The 16,040-nt window shown below is 67.5% G+C and carries 9 protein-coding genes and 3 pseudogenes; 5 read left to right on the top strand and 7 right to left on the bottom strand.

Annotated features, from left to right (window positions below; genetic code table 11):
• Positions 1-1,802 (top strand): RHS repeat-associated core domain-containing protein (locus tag RIF68_RS08105; RefSeq protein ID WP_309050453.1); only part of this gene is annotated, 1,802 nt, incomplete at its 5' end.
• Between the two features lie 64 nt (positions 1,803-1,866).
• On the opposite strand, the gene RIF68_RS08100 is transcribed toward RIF68_RS08105, so the two are convergent.
• Both RIF68_RS08100 and RIF68_RS08095 read right to left on the bottom strand, forming a co-directional pair.
• Positions 1,867-2,346 (bottom strand): hypothetical protein, encoded by a 480-nt coding sequence (locus tag RIF68_RS08100; RefSeq protein ID WP_309050452.1) that lies wholly within the window; start codon positions 2,344-2,346, stop codon positions 1,867-1,869.
• A gap of 297 nt (positions 2,347-2,643) precedes the next feature.
• Positions 2,644-3,156: pseudogene (locus RIF68_RS08095) on the bottom strand (transposase); the annotation flags it as partial.
• A gap of 99 nt (positions 3,157-3,255) precedes the next feature.
• Between RIF68_RS08095 and RIF68_RS36455 the strand changes: the two are divergent.
• The 4 genes and pseudogenes from RIF68_RS36455 to RIF68_RS08075 form a co-directional block, all read left to right on the top strand.
• Positions 3,256-3,969, top strand: a pseudogene (locus RIF68_RS36455) (ISL3 family transposase); the annotation flags it as partial.
• Positions 3,970-4,299: 330 nt separating this feature from the next.
• Positions 4,300-4,875 carry a transposase gene (locus RIF68_RS08085; protein ID WP_309050450.1) on the top strand — a complete coding sequence of 192 codons (576 nt, stop codon included), beginning with the start codon at positions 4,300-4,302 and terminating at the stop codon, positions 4,873-4,875.
• A 356-nt stretch (positions 4,876-5,231) separates the two neighbouring features.
• On the top strand, positions 5,232-5,699 hold the full coding sequence (locus tag RIF68_RS08080) for a transposase (protein ID WP_309050449.1): 468 nt from the start codon (positions 5,232-5,234) through the stop codon (positions 5,697-5,699).
• Between the two features lie 244 nt (positions 5,700-5,943).
• Positions 5,944-7,209 carry an ATP-binding protein gene (locus RIF68_RS08075; protein WP_309050448.1) on the top strand — a complete coding sequence of 422 codons (1,266 nt, stop codon included), beginning with the start codon at positions 5,944-5,946 and terminating at the stop codon, positions 7,207-7,209.
• A gap of 160 nt (positions 7,210-7,369) precedes the next feature.
• Here the strand turns inward: RIF68_RS08075 and RIF68_RS08070 are convergent, their stop codons facing one another.
• The 5 genes and pseudogenes from RIF68_RS08070 to RIF68_RS08050 form a co-directional block, all read right to left on the bottom strand.
• Positions 7,370-10,942: a helicase associated domain-containing protein gene (locus tag RIF68_RS08070; protein ID WP_309050447.1), complete on the bottom strand. Its 3,573-nt coding sequence runs from the start codon at positions 10,940-10,942 to the stop codon at positions 7,370-7,372.
• 15 nt (positions 10,943-10,957) lie between these two features.
• Positions 10,958-11,968 carry a TniB family NTP-binding protein gene (locus tag RIF68_RS08065; RefSeq protein ID WP_309050454.1) on the bottom strand — a complete coding sequence of 337 codons (1,011 nt, stop codon included), beginning with the start codon at positions 11,966-11,968 and terminating at the stop codon, positions 10,958-10,960.
• Between the two features lie 41 nt (positions 11,969-12,009).
• Positions 12,010-14,178, bottom strand: a complete 2,169-nt coding sequence (locus tag RIF68_RS08060; protein ID WP_309050446.1) for a transposase — start codon at positions 14,176-14,178, stop codon at positions 12,010-12,012.
• Positions 14,175-15,149 (bottom strand): TnsA-like heteromeric transposase endonuclease subunit, encoded by a 975-nt coding sequence (locus RIF68_RS08055; RefSeq protein ID WP_309050445.1) that lies wholly within the window; start codon positions 15,147-15,149, stop codon positions 14,175-14,177. Before RIF68_RS08055 ends, RIF68_RS08060 begins: the two co-directional genes overlap by 4 nt.
• Positions 15,150-15,623: 474 nt before the next feature.
• Positions 15,624-16,040, bottom strand: a pseudogene (locus RIF68_RS08050) (DNA-binding protein); the annotation flags it as partial.

Here is a 16,040-nt window from a genome sequence, read left to right as displayed (position 1 = left end):
ACCTCACCCAGATCAGCGACGCCACCACCCTCGGCGGCACCACCAGCGCCGACACCCAGTGCTTCACCTACGACGCCCACCAGCGCCTGACCGAAGCCTGGACCCCCACCTCCCAGAAGTGCACCGACACCCCCACCGCCACCGCACTGTCTGGACCGGCCCCCTACTGGACCAGCTACACCTACAACACCGCAGGCCAGCGCACCACCGAAACCCAGCACACCAACAGTGACACCACCAAAACCACCTACTGCTACACCAACACCAACCAGCCCCACACCCTCACCGGCACCACCACCGGCACCGACTGCACCACCCCCGAACGCACCTACACCTACGACACCACCGGCAACACCACCCAGCGCCCCGGCACCGCAACTGACACCACCCAGAACCTGACCTGGTCGGAAGAAGGCAGACTCGCTCGCCTCACCCAGGACGACCAGTCCACCGACTACCTCTACGCCGCCGACGGCACCCTCCTCATCCGCACCACCGAAAACGGCGAACGCATCCTCTACGCCGGCGCCACCGAACTCCACCTCCGCACCGACGGCACCACCTGGGCCCAGCGCTACTACGCCGCAGGCGGCATCACCGCCGCCATGCGCTCCAACCAGACCGGCACCACCAAGGTCACCTACCTCGTCAGCGACCACCACGGCACCTCCCACCTGGCCATCAACCGAGACAGCACCCTCACCTTCACAAAGCGCTACACCACCCCCTTCGGCGCGGACCGCGGCAAAGCCCAGTACGGCCCCTGGCCCGACGACAAGGGATTCCTCGGCAAAACCCGGGACGCGACCACCGGCCTCACCCACATCGACGCCCGCGAATACGACCCCACCATCGGCCAATTCATCTCGGTCGACCCCCTTCTGGAAGCCGGCAAGCCCCAAACCCTCAACGGGTACAGCTACGCCGCGAACAACCCCATTACGTACTCTGACCCCACAGGCACCAGGCTCGCCGACTGCGAAGGCGGATGGAACGAATGCGGACCCGGCGGAAACGGAGGCATCGTAGACAGGGGCCCAGTTGTCGACGACGACGGTACGGTCACGATTGACGACGATGGCTCCAGCGGGGACGACTGGTCGGGCTGTACGGCTCTATGTCAGCAGGCTCTCGACGGTGAATTGCCTGCTAAGAACCCGTCGACGATCGACATCTGCGGTGTCACTGTTAGTAACGGATGTGATGCGGAGTTCCGGGAACGGGTAATTCGCGCCTACAAGGGATTGACCGTCTTTGATGACTATTACAACTGTACTTTTCATCAAGATGAGTCGGCGTGCGACGTTGCCGGAAGTGCCTTCTCGTCTGGAGGGGCGACCTGGGCATCGAGTATATTGTTCGGCTTTTTCAGTACGGCGAAAAATCGTCTCGCTAAAGGGGTCGACGGTGCTGGTGTCGTAGTCACGCGCGAGGACGGACTTGCCGCGGCCGCAGCCGCCAAGGGCACCTTTAAGGAGCCTGGAGGAACGAACGGTGCCCTCTTTGTTGAGGGGCACGATGGAGCCATCCCAGTGTCTTCTGGGCTCCGAAATCGCCCTGACGACTACGTGGACCCCCCTGGCGTGAGCTCAGTTAATCGCGAGCATACTGAAACTCATGCGGTAGCGATTATGAGAGAGAAGGGGTGGAGCAACGCCGATCTCTACATCGATCAGGACTACATTTGCGGTCCATGTATGCAACGCCTGGATCGGATGCTTCCCAAGGGTGCAACTCTGCGGGTTACATTCAGGGACAGCGGTGGTGATATTCACACCGAAACCTTCGGGCTGAAGAATTAGGAATAATGCTGCCCCTAGCGTCTGGTTCAGGGCGCTAGGGGCAGCATCGTGTGGCTGTTGATATTTAAAACCACTCGGTTCCAGGCATCTCATGCAAGTATGAGATGCCTGTTGGTTCAATACTGCCGACTTGGACCTCGCTACATCCTGCGGGAGAGTCCAGCGGCGCGCCGTCTTTCAGTGCTGGGCAGACGTGAGCGATGACGGTCTCGCTCATGAAGATCTGGTGGCCAGACGCTGGCCAGTTCCATTCGCCGAATGCGACTTGTGTCAGAGGGGCGAGTACGTCACTCATCCTTTGATTCGGCATCGAGTCGCAAGCTGTTGTGTGAGGTGCATTGAACGCGGCCTCGCCGAGTGCGTTATGGATAAGGAACTCTGAGAAGTCCTCAGGAACTTTTCTCCATCCTCCATGGAGCTTACCCTCGTAGACATCCATTGGGGCTGACGGGTCGAAACCCCAAATTGTGTCAGCTGGATCGGTCATGAAGACCGCTATGTCGCCATGAAGAGAGATTCTGTCCAGTGGGAGGAACTTTTTCACTGTCAGTAGCGGACGTGACCACTGGGCAGCGAGGGCGTGCCATTTCAGGAGTGGAGGTGGCAACTGGGGATGGTTTGCGAGAGGTCCTGCCGGTTTATCCGGTTCGCCGTACCAGCTGCATAGAAATTGATAGAGGTTGATGGCGGATGGGTCAATCATAACGGCAATTATTGCATCCACTCGGGCGCTGCTGCGATCGTCTCGTCCTCGCCGCCGATGGTCCGCAGCGTGTGTGGCATCGCGCGGGCGGCGTCGGCAAGGGTCTGTCAAACGAGCGGTGCAACTGGGGTGGTTGGGTTACTGGCGGGCTGCTGACAGGCGGCCGTCGAAGGTGATGTCGAAGGCGTTCAGCGCGGTCTCCCAGCGCATGGTCGAGCGGGCCTGGCCCTTGCCCGTGGGGTTGAGGGACATGATCGCCATGTAGAAGCACTTCAATGCGGCCTGCTCGTTGGGGAAGTGTCCGTGGGCCTTGACCGCCCGGCGGATGCGGGCATTCACCGACTCGATCGCGTTGGTGGTGCAGACGATGCGGCGGATCTCGGTGTCGAACCGCAGGAAGGGAGTGAACTCCTCCCAGGCGTTCTCCCACAGCTTCACGATCGCCGGATACTTCTGGCCCCAGGCGTCGGCGAACTCGGCGAACCGCTCCAGAGCGGCCTCCTCGGTCGGCGCCGTATAGACCGGCTTCAGAAGCTTGGCCATCTTGTCCCAATCCTGGCGGGCGGCATAGCGGAAGGAGTCCCGCAGCAGATGCACCACGCAGGTCTGCACGATGGTCCGCAGCCAGACGGTCTCCACCACCTCGGGCAGGTGGCTTTATCGAGCAGTAGTGGTTCTGGTCCAACTTCTGGGCTCTGTCGCTGATTTGGGGGTGGGTGACGATCAAGGGCGGGTGGGCATCACCTTGGCGTGGGGGATGTGGTTCGCCTCGCTGACCTCCTTCTTCAGGGGGTCGGAGTCGAGGTAGACGAGGTGGTTCTTGGGGACACTGAGGTCCGTCTTGCCGTGCGGTCCACGGTGGGGTCGGCCGCCTGCCCAGGATGCGGATGGAGATCCTCGCGAGTGCACTGCTACTACCAGCGGTGTCTGGCGGACCGTCCCGTTGCTGGTCGGCAGGTACGACTGGACCTGCGGGCACGTCGACTCGTGTGCGGCAACGATAGCTGCGGGCGTCGAACTTTCGCCGAGCAGATCCCGGACTTGACGCGTCGACACGCGCGCCGCACGAATGCCCTCACCGCCCAGCTGACCGACATCGCCCTGTTTCTGGGCGGACGTGCCGGCGCCAGTCTGTGCGGACGCCTGGCCGTCACCACCGGCAAGGACACCCTGCTTCGCCTCCTTCGCGCACTGCCCGTTCCGCGGCCGGAGTCTGTCCCATGTCTGGGTGTCGACGAGTTCGCTGTGCGCCGCGGTCGTACCTACGCGACGATCCTCGTCGACATGAGCACCCGCCGCCCTGTCGATGTCCTCGCGGACCGCACCGCGCACACCTTCGCCGCATGGCTGCGCGAACACCCCGAGGTGAGGGTTGTCTGCCGCGACCGTGCCGGCTCCTTCCGCGAAGGCGCCCAGGCCGGTGCACCACAGGCCCGGCAAGTTGCCGATGCCTGGCACTTGCTGCACAACCTCGCCGAAGCCGTCGAGCGAGTCGTCGGACGACACCGCGCCGACCTGCGTGAACCCCTCACCGTCCGGGCCGACCGGGGCGACACCCGCCCACCAGCGGGTGTCCACCCCGCCACCCTGGGCGAACTGGACGTGCACGGACGGCCTCGGCCGCTGGTCGCCCGCACCCGCGAACGCCACCAGCAGATCCACGAACGCATCGAACGCGGCGACAGCCTGCGAGCCATCGCCCGCGAACTCCGTCTCAGCCGCGGCACCGTTCTGCGCTTCGCCCGGGCCACTGACGTCGAACAGCTTCTCGTCGCGGTGATCCACCGCCCGAGCGTGATCGACGACTACCGGCTCTATCTGCATCACCGGTGGATGGAGGGCTGCACCAACGCCGCCGCGCTCACCCGGGAGATCCAGCAGCTGGGCTATCGCGGCGACGTCAACACCGTCCGCCGCCACCTGCGGCCCTACCGCACCGGGACGGTCCCGACGGATGCCCCATTGCCCCATCTGACCGTCCGCCGGGTCACCGACTGGATCATGCGCCGGCCCGAACACCTCACCGAGACCGACCGCAAGTGCCTCGACGAGCTGTGCGAACGCAGCCCCGCCCTGGCCACGACCACCGAATACGCCCGGCGCCTGGCCGCGATGGTGCGCGAACGCCGCAGCGAGCACCTGGCCCTCGACGTCTGGCTTGCCGATGTCCGTCTCGACGGACAACGAGAACTCCGCACCCTGGCCGCTGGCATACGGCGCGACCGCACAGCAGTGCTCGCCGCCCTGACCACCACCTTCACCTCGGGAGCGGTCGAGGGCAACGTCACCAGAATCAAGCTGCTGAAGAGACAGATGTACGGGCGGGCCAACTTCGACCTCCTGCGACGCCGCATCCTCCTGTCACCTTGATCAACCGGTGACACCCCCAAATCAGCGACAGAGCCACTTTCCGTGGTCGTGCACGCAGCGTGACTGTTGCTCTCCGATTGATGGCGTGCAATGTCGCCCGGAAATTGCCTGCGGTGAGTGGGGGCTGGCCGACAGTGCTTCGCCGTGAACGAAGTACGGATACAGCTCGAAGGGGTGCTGCTCTCGTCGGTTGAGGGCGTCCACGTGGTGGCCGTCGACGTGGCCGAGGCTGGTGTCCAGGTAGAGGTCCGCTCCACGATGGGCGGGGCGTCCTGCCCGAGCTGCGGGCAATGGTCGACGCGAGTACACGGCTCGTACCTGCGGTTTCCTCACGGCCTTCCGGCAGCAGGCCACGTGTGGTGCTGTCCTTGAGGGTCCGCCGGTTCACCTGCACGGAGTACTCCGGCACCCAGCAGACCTTTGCTGAGCAGATGCCCGGCCTCACCCGCCGGTACGGACGTCGGACCGAGCGGCTGCGCTCAACACTCGCGTCCGTCGGTCTTGCGCTGGCTGGCCGTGGCGGCGCCCGGATGGCCAGCGTCTTCGGGGCACCGGTCAGCCGCAACACCCTGCTGCGGCTGATCACCTCGTTGCCAGACCCTCCGGCAGTTGCGCCCCGAGTGGTCGGCGTGGACGAATACGCCCAGCGCAGAGGCCGGATCTATGGAACAGTGCTTGTCGATGTCGAGACCCGGAGCCCGGTGGACTTGTTGCCGGATCGCGAGGCCGACACCCTGGCGGCTTGGTTGGCGAAGCGCCCCGGTATCGAGATCGTCTGCCGTGACCGTGCGTGTACACCTTCAGTCCGCCGTACTGCGGGGTGAACTCAGCTACGTCAGCAACGGCCCGCTATCGGCGTACGTTGCCGTCGACCAGGATCTGACCTCACGTTTGGCGATCGGTTGCTGAGGCCCCGGGCGGGACTCTGGACCCTGCGCGGGTTGGCCGAAGTGCAGCACGACGGCCTTGTTCCTGACGGCGGGTTTCCTGGCGTGGTTGATCACCGCATGCCATCGCGCGAGGGAAGTGTCTCTGACAGGGTTCGATACGCCCTCTACGCTGCCGCGCATGGCACGCACATGGACAAGACTCCACGAACACCTCGGATGCCCGCCCGGGCCCCTCACCTTCGACATGGTCAGCCAGGCCGCAGCGGACAACCTGGAGGAGTCCGACGACCTGGACTGGAAGGAAATGCTTCCTCAGCCGCCCCGGGACGGTCGCTGGAACGAGTTCGCCAAGGACGTCGCCGCCATGGCAAACACCCGTGGCGGACTGATCATCTTCGGGGTCCAGGACAAGACGACCGTCCTGACGGGCATCGACCCCGACGAGGTCAACCGGCAGCAGTACGCCCAGTGGATCCGCAACCACGTCCAGCCCTACCTGCCGGACCTGGACATACTCGAGCTGTCCGACGGGACGAAGACCGTCCTGGTCGTCGATGTGCCGGCCAGCGAGATGGCACCTCACTTCGTGTACGGCGGCGCAGCACGCGACAAGGAACAGCAGGCTGCGGTCGTCCCTTACCGGGACAACGACCACACAGCCTGGATGGCAGAGCACCAGATCGAGCGGGCCTACCGCGACCGCTTCACCCGCGTCGGCCGGGCAGAAGAAGAGATCCAGCGCCACATCGACTTCACCACCCAGACCGTCACCGCGCACGCCCACGTGCCCTCAGCTTGGTTCATCGCGGTCTCCCGACCCCAGAGGCCCCTGCCACGCGGGGCCTACACGATGAGCCGGGATCAGGCACGGGAGGTCTTGGAGGCCGCCAAGACGCGAGCTCGCGTTCTGCACGCGAGAGAGCTGGTGCCAGGCCCCTTGGTCGGGATGGGGCCGGACACCCGACTCAACCCGCGCCCCGGCCTGCGCCGCTGGGTGTGCAACAACCTCCAGTCACCCATGAACCGAGAGATCATCACTGAGCTGCACTACGACGGCACCGTGGTGATGGCCGCCAATCTGTCCTTCATCCGTGCAGGGGGCGAGGAGCTCCCAGGACAAGACGACGTCCTTCAAGTATCCGAGCGCTTGGTGACGGCGTGCTGCTACGACTTCATCGCCACTGCGCAGGAGCACCAGCGAAAGTTGCGTCTGGACAGCACCCTGCAACTGACTTCGCTGATCATCTCTCCAGACGGGCCCATAGCCATGGCACCGCTCACCTCGACCTGGGGAGATGGGGCGGAGACGGAGCCGCTGTACGCCCGCAGGCCCCACCATCTCCAGCCCGCTCACACCGTGCTTTCCCCTGCGGCGGCGGATGACGAAGGACGCAGCAGTGCTGACGAACTGTGCGCGGACCTGATGAGCCAGTTCGGGCTGTAGCCGAAGAGGACGCTCCGCGTGACCGGTCGCCCCGGTCGGCCAGGAGCACGAGGTTGCGCCAAGGGTTGCGCCTATCTGTTGCGCTAGGTGTTGCGCGGCCCGCGTGACGGCCTCCGTGTCCGCGCAGGTCACCACGCTTGTCGCGGCTCGTTCGATCTGATCAGTGTCCGGGGTGTTGAGCTGGGCTGATCAGTTGGCTGGTTGGGGCTGGCGGTGTCCGGTGTGTTGGCGAGCGGCTTGGCGTTGCTTGGGAGCTGGGGCTGGGTGGGGTCTGTGAGCTGTGGGTTTCCTGCTTCGGGGTGGCCGTGGATCCGTTGGTCAGTTCTATTGGTTGGCGGGTCAGTTTCATTGGGCGGCTGTTGTAGCTGATCAGGGGGACGGGTCCGTGGATACCGAGGGTGGTCAGGAGGTGTTGTTGGTGGGGGTGGAGCTGGTTCCAGGCTTGCTGCTGGGTGCGGATCCACTTGGTCGTGGTGCCAGGGAATGGGCGGCCGGCGGTGTGGTGGGTGTGGGCTTGGTGGTAGCTGTGGTTCCAGGAGGCCCGCCAGGGTGGGTTCCACCACGGGTCGAGTGTGGTGAGCTGTGTGTCGTGGGGCCAGGGCCGGCCGGTGCGGCGTAGGTGGGCGACGGCGCGTTTGCGCTGCTCGTACAGCCACCAGCCCAGGGGAAATCCGTCGTGTTCGGTGGTGTAGTGGGCGGTGCCGAGTCCGCCGTGAGTGTGTGCGTAGGAGCGGGCGTAGGGCAGGCCGCCGTCGATGGACGAGGAGACGGTTGTGGGGCGCGACCGGCTGGCGCCGGTTCGGCGGCGCGTGCGTGTTTCCTGCTGGGGGCGGACGGCGTGTGCTTCCTGGGGTGTTATGCCGAGTCCGGTCAGGAGTTCCTGCTGGCCCGGATGGAGGTCGCCATAGTTGGTGCACTGGGTGAGCAGCCATCTGGTGGCGGCTGGAGGGAGTCCGGGGAAACCTGCGGCCGCGTTCAGAGCGTGGCCGTGGATCTCGTTTCTGACGGCATGGTAGGCGATTTGCCATGGTAGGCCCCAGGATGGGTTCCACCATGAGTCAAGGACGTCGAGGGCCTCGGCGCGGTGGTGGGGTAGTCGGCCGTTGGCGGCCCGTTTGCGTTGGTGGGCGAGCCATGTGCCCAGCCGGTAGCCGTGGTGGTTCGTGCTTCTGGGTACGGCGAGGTGTCCGTGTCGGGCAGCGTAGGAGCGGGCGTGTGCAAGGCCGGTGTCGAATGATGCTTGCTGGGTGACGCGACGGGGCTGTGCGGTGCAGGAGTTCGCGGTGGTGATGCCGAGTTGCGTGAGCCTGTGTTGCTGCCCCGGGTGGAGGTTCTGGTAGGTGACGCACTGGGTGTAGAGCCACTGCCCAGTCCAGTCGGGGGTGCCGGGGAAACCTTGGTCGGGGAGGAGTCTGATCCCGTTCTCGACGAGTCTGCGTGCGGCGCGGTGGTTGATCTGCCAGTCCCCGTTCCACGGTGGGTTCCACCATGAGTCGACGGCGGCCAGCAGTGGGCCGGCTGGGTAGGGCGCGGCGAACTTGGCGGTGTGAAGGCCGGCCTGGTGCTTTTGGCGGGCCAGCCACTTTCCGATGGGGAAGCCCTCGTGCCGGTCGGAGGGTGATGCGTTGAGGTCGCCGTGCAGTGCCGCGTAGGAGCGGGCGTAGTAGAGACCGGTCTCCAGGGACGGCCTGCGGGTGGCGGGGTTGGGGCGGGCGGTTTGGACAGTCTGCTCAGTCAGTCCGACGGCCGCGAGCTGTCGGCGCTGTTCCACTGCCAAGCCGGGGTAGGACACACATTGGGTGTATAGCCATTGACCGAGCTCGTCGTCGAAGGCTGCAAAGGCGCTTTCGGGGTCGAGAGGGTGGCCGGAGCGGACGAGTTCGGTCACCGTGTAGCAGGCTCGCTGCCAGTCGGAGGGCCAGGGCGGTGCCCACCACGGATCCATTGCGTCCAGCTGCTGCGTGAGGGCGGGATCGAGAATGCCGCGTCGGGCGCGTACGCGGAGGTTGGTCAGCCATTGGCCGATGGGGAAGTCGGCGTACGTATCAGCAGAGCTCGCACAAAGGTGCCCGTGCTCCTTCCAGTAGGCGCGTGCATTAGTCAGGCCCCGGTCACGGGCCTCGGCGAGGTTGCGACGCCGCGGCAGTGCGTGGCGGGCGGCCTCGGCACTGATGCCGATCTGTGCCAGTAGTCTGCGCTGCTGGGGGTGGAGGCTGCTGTAGACCTGGCACTGCCGGTACAGCCAGGTGCCGAGGTTCTCGCTGGTGCCCGGGAAGCCCTGCTCGGGTCTGATGTCGGTGCCTGAGTCCAGCAGCCGTCGTGCGCACAGGTAGATGCGCTGCCACAGCGTGCTCCACGCAGGATTCCACCACGGGTCAAGAGCGGCCAGGGCCTGGCTGCGCTCGGGGGAGAGCTGAGGGCCTGCTGCGCGTTGGTTGGACAGCCACAGGCCGAGTTGGAACCCGTCCTTTTCGTGCCGGTAAGGAATGCAGAGGTGGCCGTGTTCGGTGGCGTAGGCACGGGCGTGGCGCAGGCCGCGCGCGAACCCCTTGGCGGTCTCAGCCACGTCTGGGGCCGGCGCCCCTGCCGACTCCGTTTTTCCGGGCGCTTCGTCGACGGGCCGGGTTTCGGCCAGGAGCCGGGTGATCGGTGCGGGCCGGTGGGGCGGGGAGACGTGCCACATGCTGCGTGTCTTCGGCTTGTGCCCGGCTCTGGTGCGTACGCAGGCGCGTACCCAGGCGTTCAGCGGGCCTGTCGTGATGGCGCTGAGGCGACCGGCGAGCCATGGCCGCTCAAGGCGCCGAGCCAGTTCGTCCACAAGGCCGGGGACATCGGCGAGCGCGTGCGGCTGATGCCGCCCCGCATCATCGAGTAGCCGCTGCTGCAGGCTCGGGTCGGCGAGGGCCGCGGCCAGCGTGACGGCTTCGGGATAGGTCACCGCATCCCGCGCCGCGGTACGCCAAGCGAGGTCGTTGCTGGGTGCCATCAGCCGCAGCCGATCGGGCCAGAGGATCTCTTCCGGCCAGGGCTCGTCCCACCACGAAGCCATGATTGCCTGCGCCACGGTGAACGCTTCGCCAGCGTGCGCAGAGCGCCGCAGCAGCCGTACATGACGGCGCTGGGCCGCCCCGATCTGCGGCACATACCGCAGGTCCAACTGCCCGGGGACGGCTGCTGCCCCGTCGACGACGGGTGCTTCCAGCATCCAGCACTGGTGCCTGACGCATACCCGGCCGTGCGGCAGCAGGTAGCGGCGTGCTTCTTCCCGGCCTCGTGTGGCGGTCGCGGTGCAGGCCCGGCATCCGGGGCCGGTCGGCGGGATAGTGGCTGCGGTGCGGACCCAGGCGGCCGGCCTGTTCCCGAGCCTGCTCGAAGGGCCGTCTCTGTCCCAGGCCGGCAGGGCACGGTGCAGGTGTTCTTCGGGCATGCGGCAGAAAGCGGCGACCACCGCCCGGGCCTCGGCGTTGAAGACCACTTCTCCGTCGGGCCGCACCGTGAACAGGTTGGGCCGCCGCCCCACGTCCACGAGCGCGCCGATGAGTTCTTTGGCCGTGAGCTTGTACCGGGAGGCGGCTCTGCTCATGAACGACAGCGTCGTCTCGCCGTTCAGCGGAGCGACACGCCCCGCGCCCAAAGGCGGTCTGTGCAGGGGCATTTCGTTCTGTTCGCGCTGTGGTGGCTGCGAATAATCTCTGACGGCAGGTTCCCTTAGAGGGCTGGTGGTCTTCTTCACGGCTGGTCCGCCTCGTCAGGATCCAGTGCCGTTGTTGCGGGGGCGCGGGATGCGTTTTCGGGGCGGGCGGGCTTGCTGCTCCGCGCGGATGTCGAGCTGGATGCCGGCCAGGAGCCGTTTGGTGATCTTTTCGCTGCCGTCGAGGAGGGCGGTGAGGGCGGCTTCACGGATGAGGTGGGAGAGGCTTCCCATGACTCCGCCGGTGCGCTGGTGGAGGTAGTCGGCGTGCCGGGCCAGAGTGCCCCCAGTGTGGTGGCGCAGGTGCAGGGCGTTTTCCATGTCGGTGACCAGGTCCAGCCAGGTCGCGCGCTGTTCGGCGGTGCCGCAGGACAGGGCGGTGTTGCGGACCAGGGTGAAGCGGCCTGCCAACTGTGCGCCGCGCGGCCCGTTGAGCAGGGGGGATGCCTCGACGTCGACGCCTGCGTAGACGAAGGTCGCCGGAATCCTCTCGCCTAGGTGCTTCATCTGGTCGGAGGTCTCCGCGCCGGCGCGGGTGCGGGTGTCGAGCAGGTGGACGTCGTCGACGAGGACCAGCGCGGTGCCCAGCTGGCACAGCAGGTGGCAGACGGCGTCGGTGATCTGCGCCTGGTTCATCCGGACCGCGATGGGGATACCGAGGAACCGGGCGAACTCCGATACCAGCATCTTGGGAGTGGAGGCGGGCGGCACCGCCAGGAACACCACGGGCAGCCGGTCGGCGCGGCCGGGGTGGCGGCGCTGCTCGGCGAGCTCGAAGGTGCGGCCCATCTCCAGCAGGGTGGTGGTTTTGCCGGTGGTGGGCGGCCCGGACACGATCAGTCCGCGGCGCGCGGTGCCCTGCTGGCGGCGGTTGAGGAGCATCAGTCGCCGAACCGACAGTGAGATGCGCTCCATAGCCGGGGTGGTCAGGACGACGAACCGGGAGTGGTAGTCCAGGCGTTCCTCAAGCGACCAGTCCTCGCCGGCGTCTGGCGGGGGCTGCAGTGGGGGAGTGCCGACGAACTGCTGCCAGCCCTCCCGCGTGGTCGGTGGCGCATAGGCCGCCATCTGCTGCTCCTCGTCCGGGACGAGACCGGCTTCGGGGACTGCTACCACTGGGTTGCCTCCTGGCGGGCATCGTAGATCCGCGACGGGCGGGGGACTGCGGCCCGCCCGGATGGCTGTTCGTCTCCGGCGGGGCCGTCGCCTGCATCGTCTGATGTGCCGAGCGGGTCTTCGTCCTCGTCCCAGCCGTCCTCGAACTCTTCGTCGTCGGGCTCATCCAGGCTTACTGAGGTGAAGGCGCCGACCAGGCCGTAGGAGAGGGTCGGGGCGGTGAGGGGGTCGGGCGGCTCCTGCTGGTTTGGGGCGGGCCCGGCGAGGGATGCTGCGGCGCTGGCGCGTGCCGCGACGGTCCGCTCGCGGCGGGTGCCTTCCCCGTTGCCGGCCCGCCGCAGGAGGTGGTCCAGGGCCTGGGCGAGCTGTTGTTCGTGCTCGTCGCGGTCGCCGCGGCGCTCGACGGCCGCGCGGATGTGCCGCCAGGTGAAGTCGGTGAAGGGCAGGCTGACCCGCTCCTTGTGGATCCAGGGCACCTCCTCCCAGCCGCCAGGCAGCCGCACCCAGATCTGCTGGGGGTCATAGGGGTTGTGGTGCACCTCCCACATCCCGTCCGGGGCCGTCGACTGGAACCCGCGGTGCGGGTTGAGGACCTCGTGGTCGTAGGTGCGGTAGTCGAAGCGGATGCCGTAATCGTTGATGCCCACCCGCTTGACCGGCATGAGCTCGACGTAGTCGTCTTCGCTGAGCAGCACCGGCACACAGCCGGTCACGCCGACCAGCGCGGCCCACATCTCGTTCGGCGACACCGCGAGCTTCGGGGCCAGAGGATGACGCAGGGATGCGTGCCGACGGTGCTGCCAGTCTGCGACCAGCCACTCGTCCAGCAGATCCTGCACCTGCGGCAGCGTCCAGCACGCCTCGTCCTCGACGTGAGAGCCGCGCTGAGTGACGTCGGAGCCGGTGTAACCGGCCACGTACTGGGAGAACCGGTCGCCGATGGTACGGAACATCCGCTCGACATTTCCCTTGGCCGGGCCGTTGGCCGGAGGCGCCGGCTGCACCGACACCCCCAGGCTGTCGCACGCCGCGACGAACGAGGCGGAGACGAACACCCGGCCCTGGTCGACGACCACCGTCTCCGGCATGATCACCGGACGAGCCGCCGCCCCCTCCAGCCGCGCGTCCAGAGACACCAGCCGCTCATAGGGGATGACCGACCGCGACATCGCCAGCGCCTCTTCCCACCCAGGGCGCATCCGCATGGGCGTCACCATCTGCGCCAGCAGAATCGCCGCGTCCACCGACCTTGTGCCCATCGGCCGCAGAACGGTCGCACAGATACTGCGCGTCGCCACGTCCAGCGCGATCGTCAACTCGGCCTTTCCCACCACCCCGTCGGCCAGGACCACCATCACGTCCAAAGGCGTGCTGTCCAGCATCACCAGCTCACCGGGCCGCAACGCCACCGTCGGGGTGAACGGCGAAGCCGGCCGTGAGGAATGACGGCGCCGCTGTGCCGCCGTCCCCAGCAGTCCCTGGCGGTCGGCGAGGGCGTGCACCAGCCGGTTGAACGTCGAGGCAGGCGGTACCTTCACCACCCCCACGCCGTGGGCGTCCTCCAGGATCCAGCCGACGGTGCGCCGCAGCCGGCTCAGCGTCCCGGTCGATCGTTTCCGCTGCGCCTGCAGTGCTTGCTCGATCGCGGCGATCACCCGCTCGTCGGCGCGTCCCACAGGTGAGCGGCGGCGGGCGGCCCGGCCGTCCACCAGCCCCCACAGGCCGTGCTCCCGGTAGCGAGCCCGCATCCGCCGCACCGTCACCGCACTGGCCGTCTGCCCGGCCGCCGTCAGCTCGGCGGCCTTGGCCTCCTCCCGCTCCGCCATGGTGCGCCGGGCCGGATCGTACTCGGCCCGCGGCACCTGATCCTGTCCCGGAACGGGGTACCCGGTCTCCACCTCGCGCACGTGCCGCTCCCAGGCGTACGCCTGCTCGCGCACGTGCTCCGGCAGTTCCTCCAGGAGCCCGAACGGCGGCACGCTGCGCCGCGGGGAGCCCACCACTTCGAAGTCGGGGTCGGCGAAGAGGTAGTTCACCAGGACCGTGGCGACGGAGTTGTCCGCGTCGATCAGCTTTACGGACAGGCCTTCCAGCATGACGACCGTCCAGGTCCGCTTCGCGAAGCGCACCTGAGCTCCGGGCTCCAGTACCGTGCCGCTCATCCCTGCCCCCGCCCTCGGGCAACCGCCGTCACGGTCACCCGCTCGTGCAGGGGCACGCCGAGTGGAGCCGACAAGTCGCCGTGCCACAGGGCGTGGAAGACCACCGGGAAGACCTGGATCGGGTCGCCAAGTTCATGCACCCCCTCGATCAGGGGCCGCGGCCGCCGGAATGCCGCGGCCGCGAGCCTGGCCAGTTTTCCGCCCTTGTAGCGGGGGTGCCGGTACCCGGCCAGCCAGCGCAGATTGGCCGCCAGAACCGGATCCGGGGGCCGCAGAACCCGGTACTGCCACCCCACCGCCGCGGCGGCAGCCTCCATCACCGCCGCCCGGCAGACCAGGCGCGGAGAGATGTCGCCGTGCCCTGCGCAGTCCGCCAGCAGACCCCTGCCGTCCGCGAGCCGGGCCATCAGATGCGGTGCGTGCCGCACCCAGCCCCCGCCACGCTCAGACCAGGCAAGTTCCACCGGGCGGCACGCAATGGCCACGACCGAAGGATCCCAGTCCAGCAGCATCACCTGGGCCCGCATGACCCCGGACCCGTAGTGCACCAGCCGTCCGTTGGTCGCCGACCACCACCACCCCGGCGCCATCCGCTTGCCGTGCCGCACCGGGAACCTCCGCACCGGACCGCACTCCTCCAAGCAGACACCACGCGCGGCCTCCAGCCACAACGTCCTCTGCTCGGTTCCCGCCTGGTCAACGAACCGAGCCTCCAGCCGGTCGCCGATCCCGACCGGTAAATCCGCGGTCGTCTCACCATCTTCCGGCAGCCCGGCGAAGTCCCCGGATGCGCCAGCCGGCTTTCGGACCGCCACGAGCGGCGACTGGTCGCATCCTCCGTCTGCCGGACCGGATACCTGAGGACCTGTCTCCACTGCGGCCTGCGCACCACCTTGCGCTCCCGCGCTCTGCCATGGCGATGCGGGCAAGGCAGTGCTGCCGGCGGCCGGCGGGTGATGCTCGTCGATCATGCGCTCCAGTCAAGCGCGCCCACACGCGCGAACCGCCGAAATCAGCCAACCTCCACCGTGCGCAGCGCCTCGCCCCGCCGATGACATCGCCGACCCGGCGCGCATCCGGCCACATGATCTTCACCCCGGTTACCCGGGGAAAGGGCGCTGTACCGGCGGCACGGCGACGACGCGCCCGAAGAGGTCAAAGTTGCTGGGCCACCATGCTCGGCCTGCCGATCCTCCTGGGCGACGAGGAGTATGAACGCGTGGTCCATGCCGCGGCCCGGGCCGTCGCTGTGCCGGCTGCGGCTCCGCCGACGGGGCAGTGAGAGCCCGCTCCGCCAGCCGCGCCGGGACCAGTACGGTCCCGTTTGCGGCCCGTCGGCTGTTCCGCGACCGGTACGGGCGCGCCACCACTGCGTACTACCGCGCCTGGTGACCGCCACCGGGCCGGGCAACGCGGTCCTCACCGGCGCGGCGTGCGGCCGCAACTCATTCGGCTAGGGCGCGCAGTTGAACCCGGGCCGAGGCGGGGCGGTGCTCCGCGCGCAGCCACCACGGATCCAGCCCGTACCCGTTGGGGTGCTGCTGTCCGCGCCGGACACGGGTGAACGCGCCCATGCAATCCAGCAGCGGCCCGGCATGCAGCGGGCCTTCCAACACCAGCCCACGCTGCGCAGCCTGTTCACAGTCGGCCAGCCAGGGCCGCTCCAGCCGTACTGCGAGTTCGCGGAAGAACGCTCCGTCCGGCCGGAAGGGGCGTACCGGTCCGCCGCGCCCGTGATCGTTCCAGATCCGTTCCTGCATCCCGGGGTCGAGCAGCACGGCGGCGAAGGTGACGGTCTCGGGGAACGTCACCGCGTCGCGGGCGACCACTAGCCACCACCAAAACCGCGGTCCCGCGTCACC

Source organism: Streptomyces sp., assembly GCF_031178505.1.
GTDB lineage: Bacteria > Actinomycetota > Actinomycetes > Streptomycetales > Streptomycetaceae > Streptomyces > Streptomyces gulbargensis.
This window is presented reverse-complemented; position numbering and strand designations above follow the sequence as displayed.

What these genes read in the sequence shown, in the direction of transcription:
- RIF68_RS08065 (WP_309050454.1), bottom strand. Translation starts at nt 11,968, where the DNA reads ATGGCGGCCTATGCGCCACCGACCACGCGGGAGGGCTGGCAGCAGTTC.
- RIF68_RS08060 (WP_309050446.1), bottom strand. Translation starts at nt 14,178, where the DNA reads ATGAGCGGCACGGTACTGGAGCCCGGAGCTCAGGTGCGCTTCGCGAAG.
- RIF68_RS08075 (WP_309050448.1), top strand. Translation starts at nt 5,944, where the DNA reads ATGGCACGCACATGGACAAGACTCCACGAACACCTCGGATGCCCGCCC.
- RIF68_RS08055 (WP_309050445.1), bottom strand. Translation starts at nt 15,149, where the DNA reads ATGATCGACGAGCATCACCCGCCGGCCGCCGGCAGCACTGCCTTGCCC.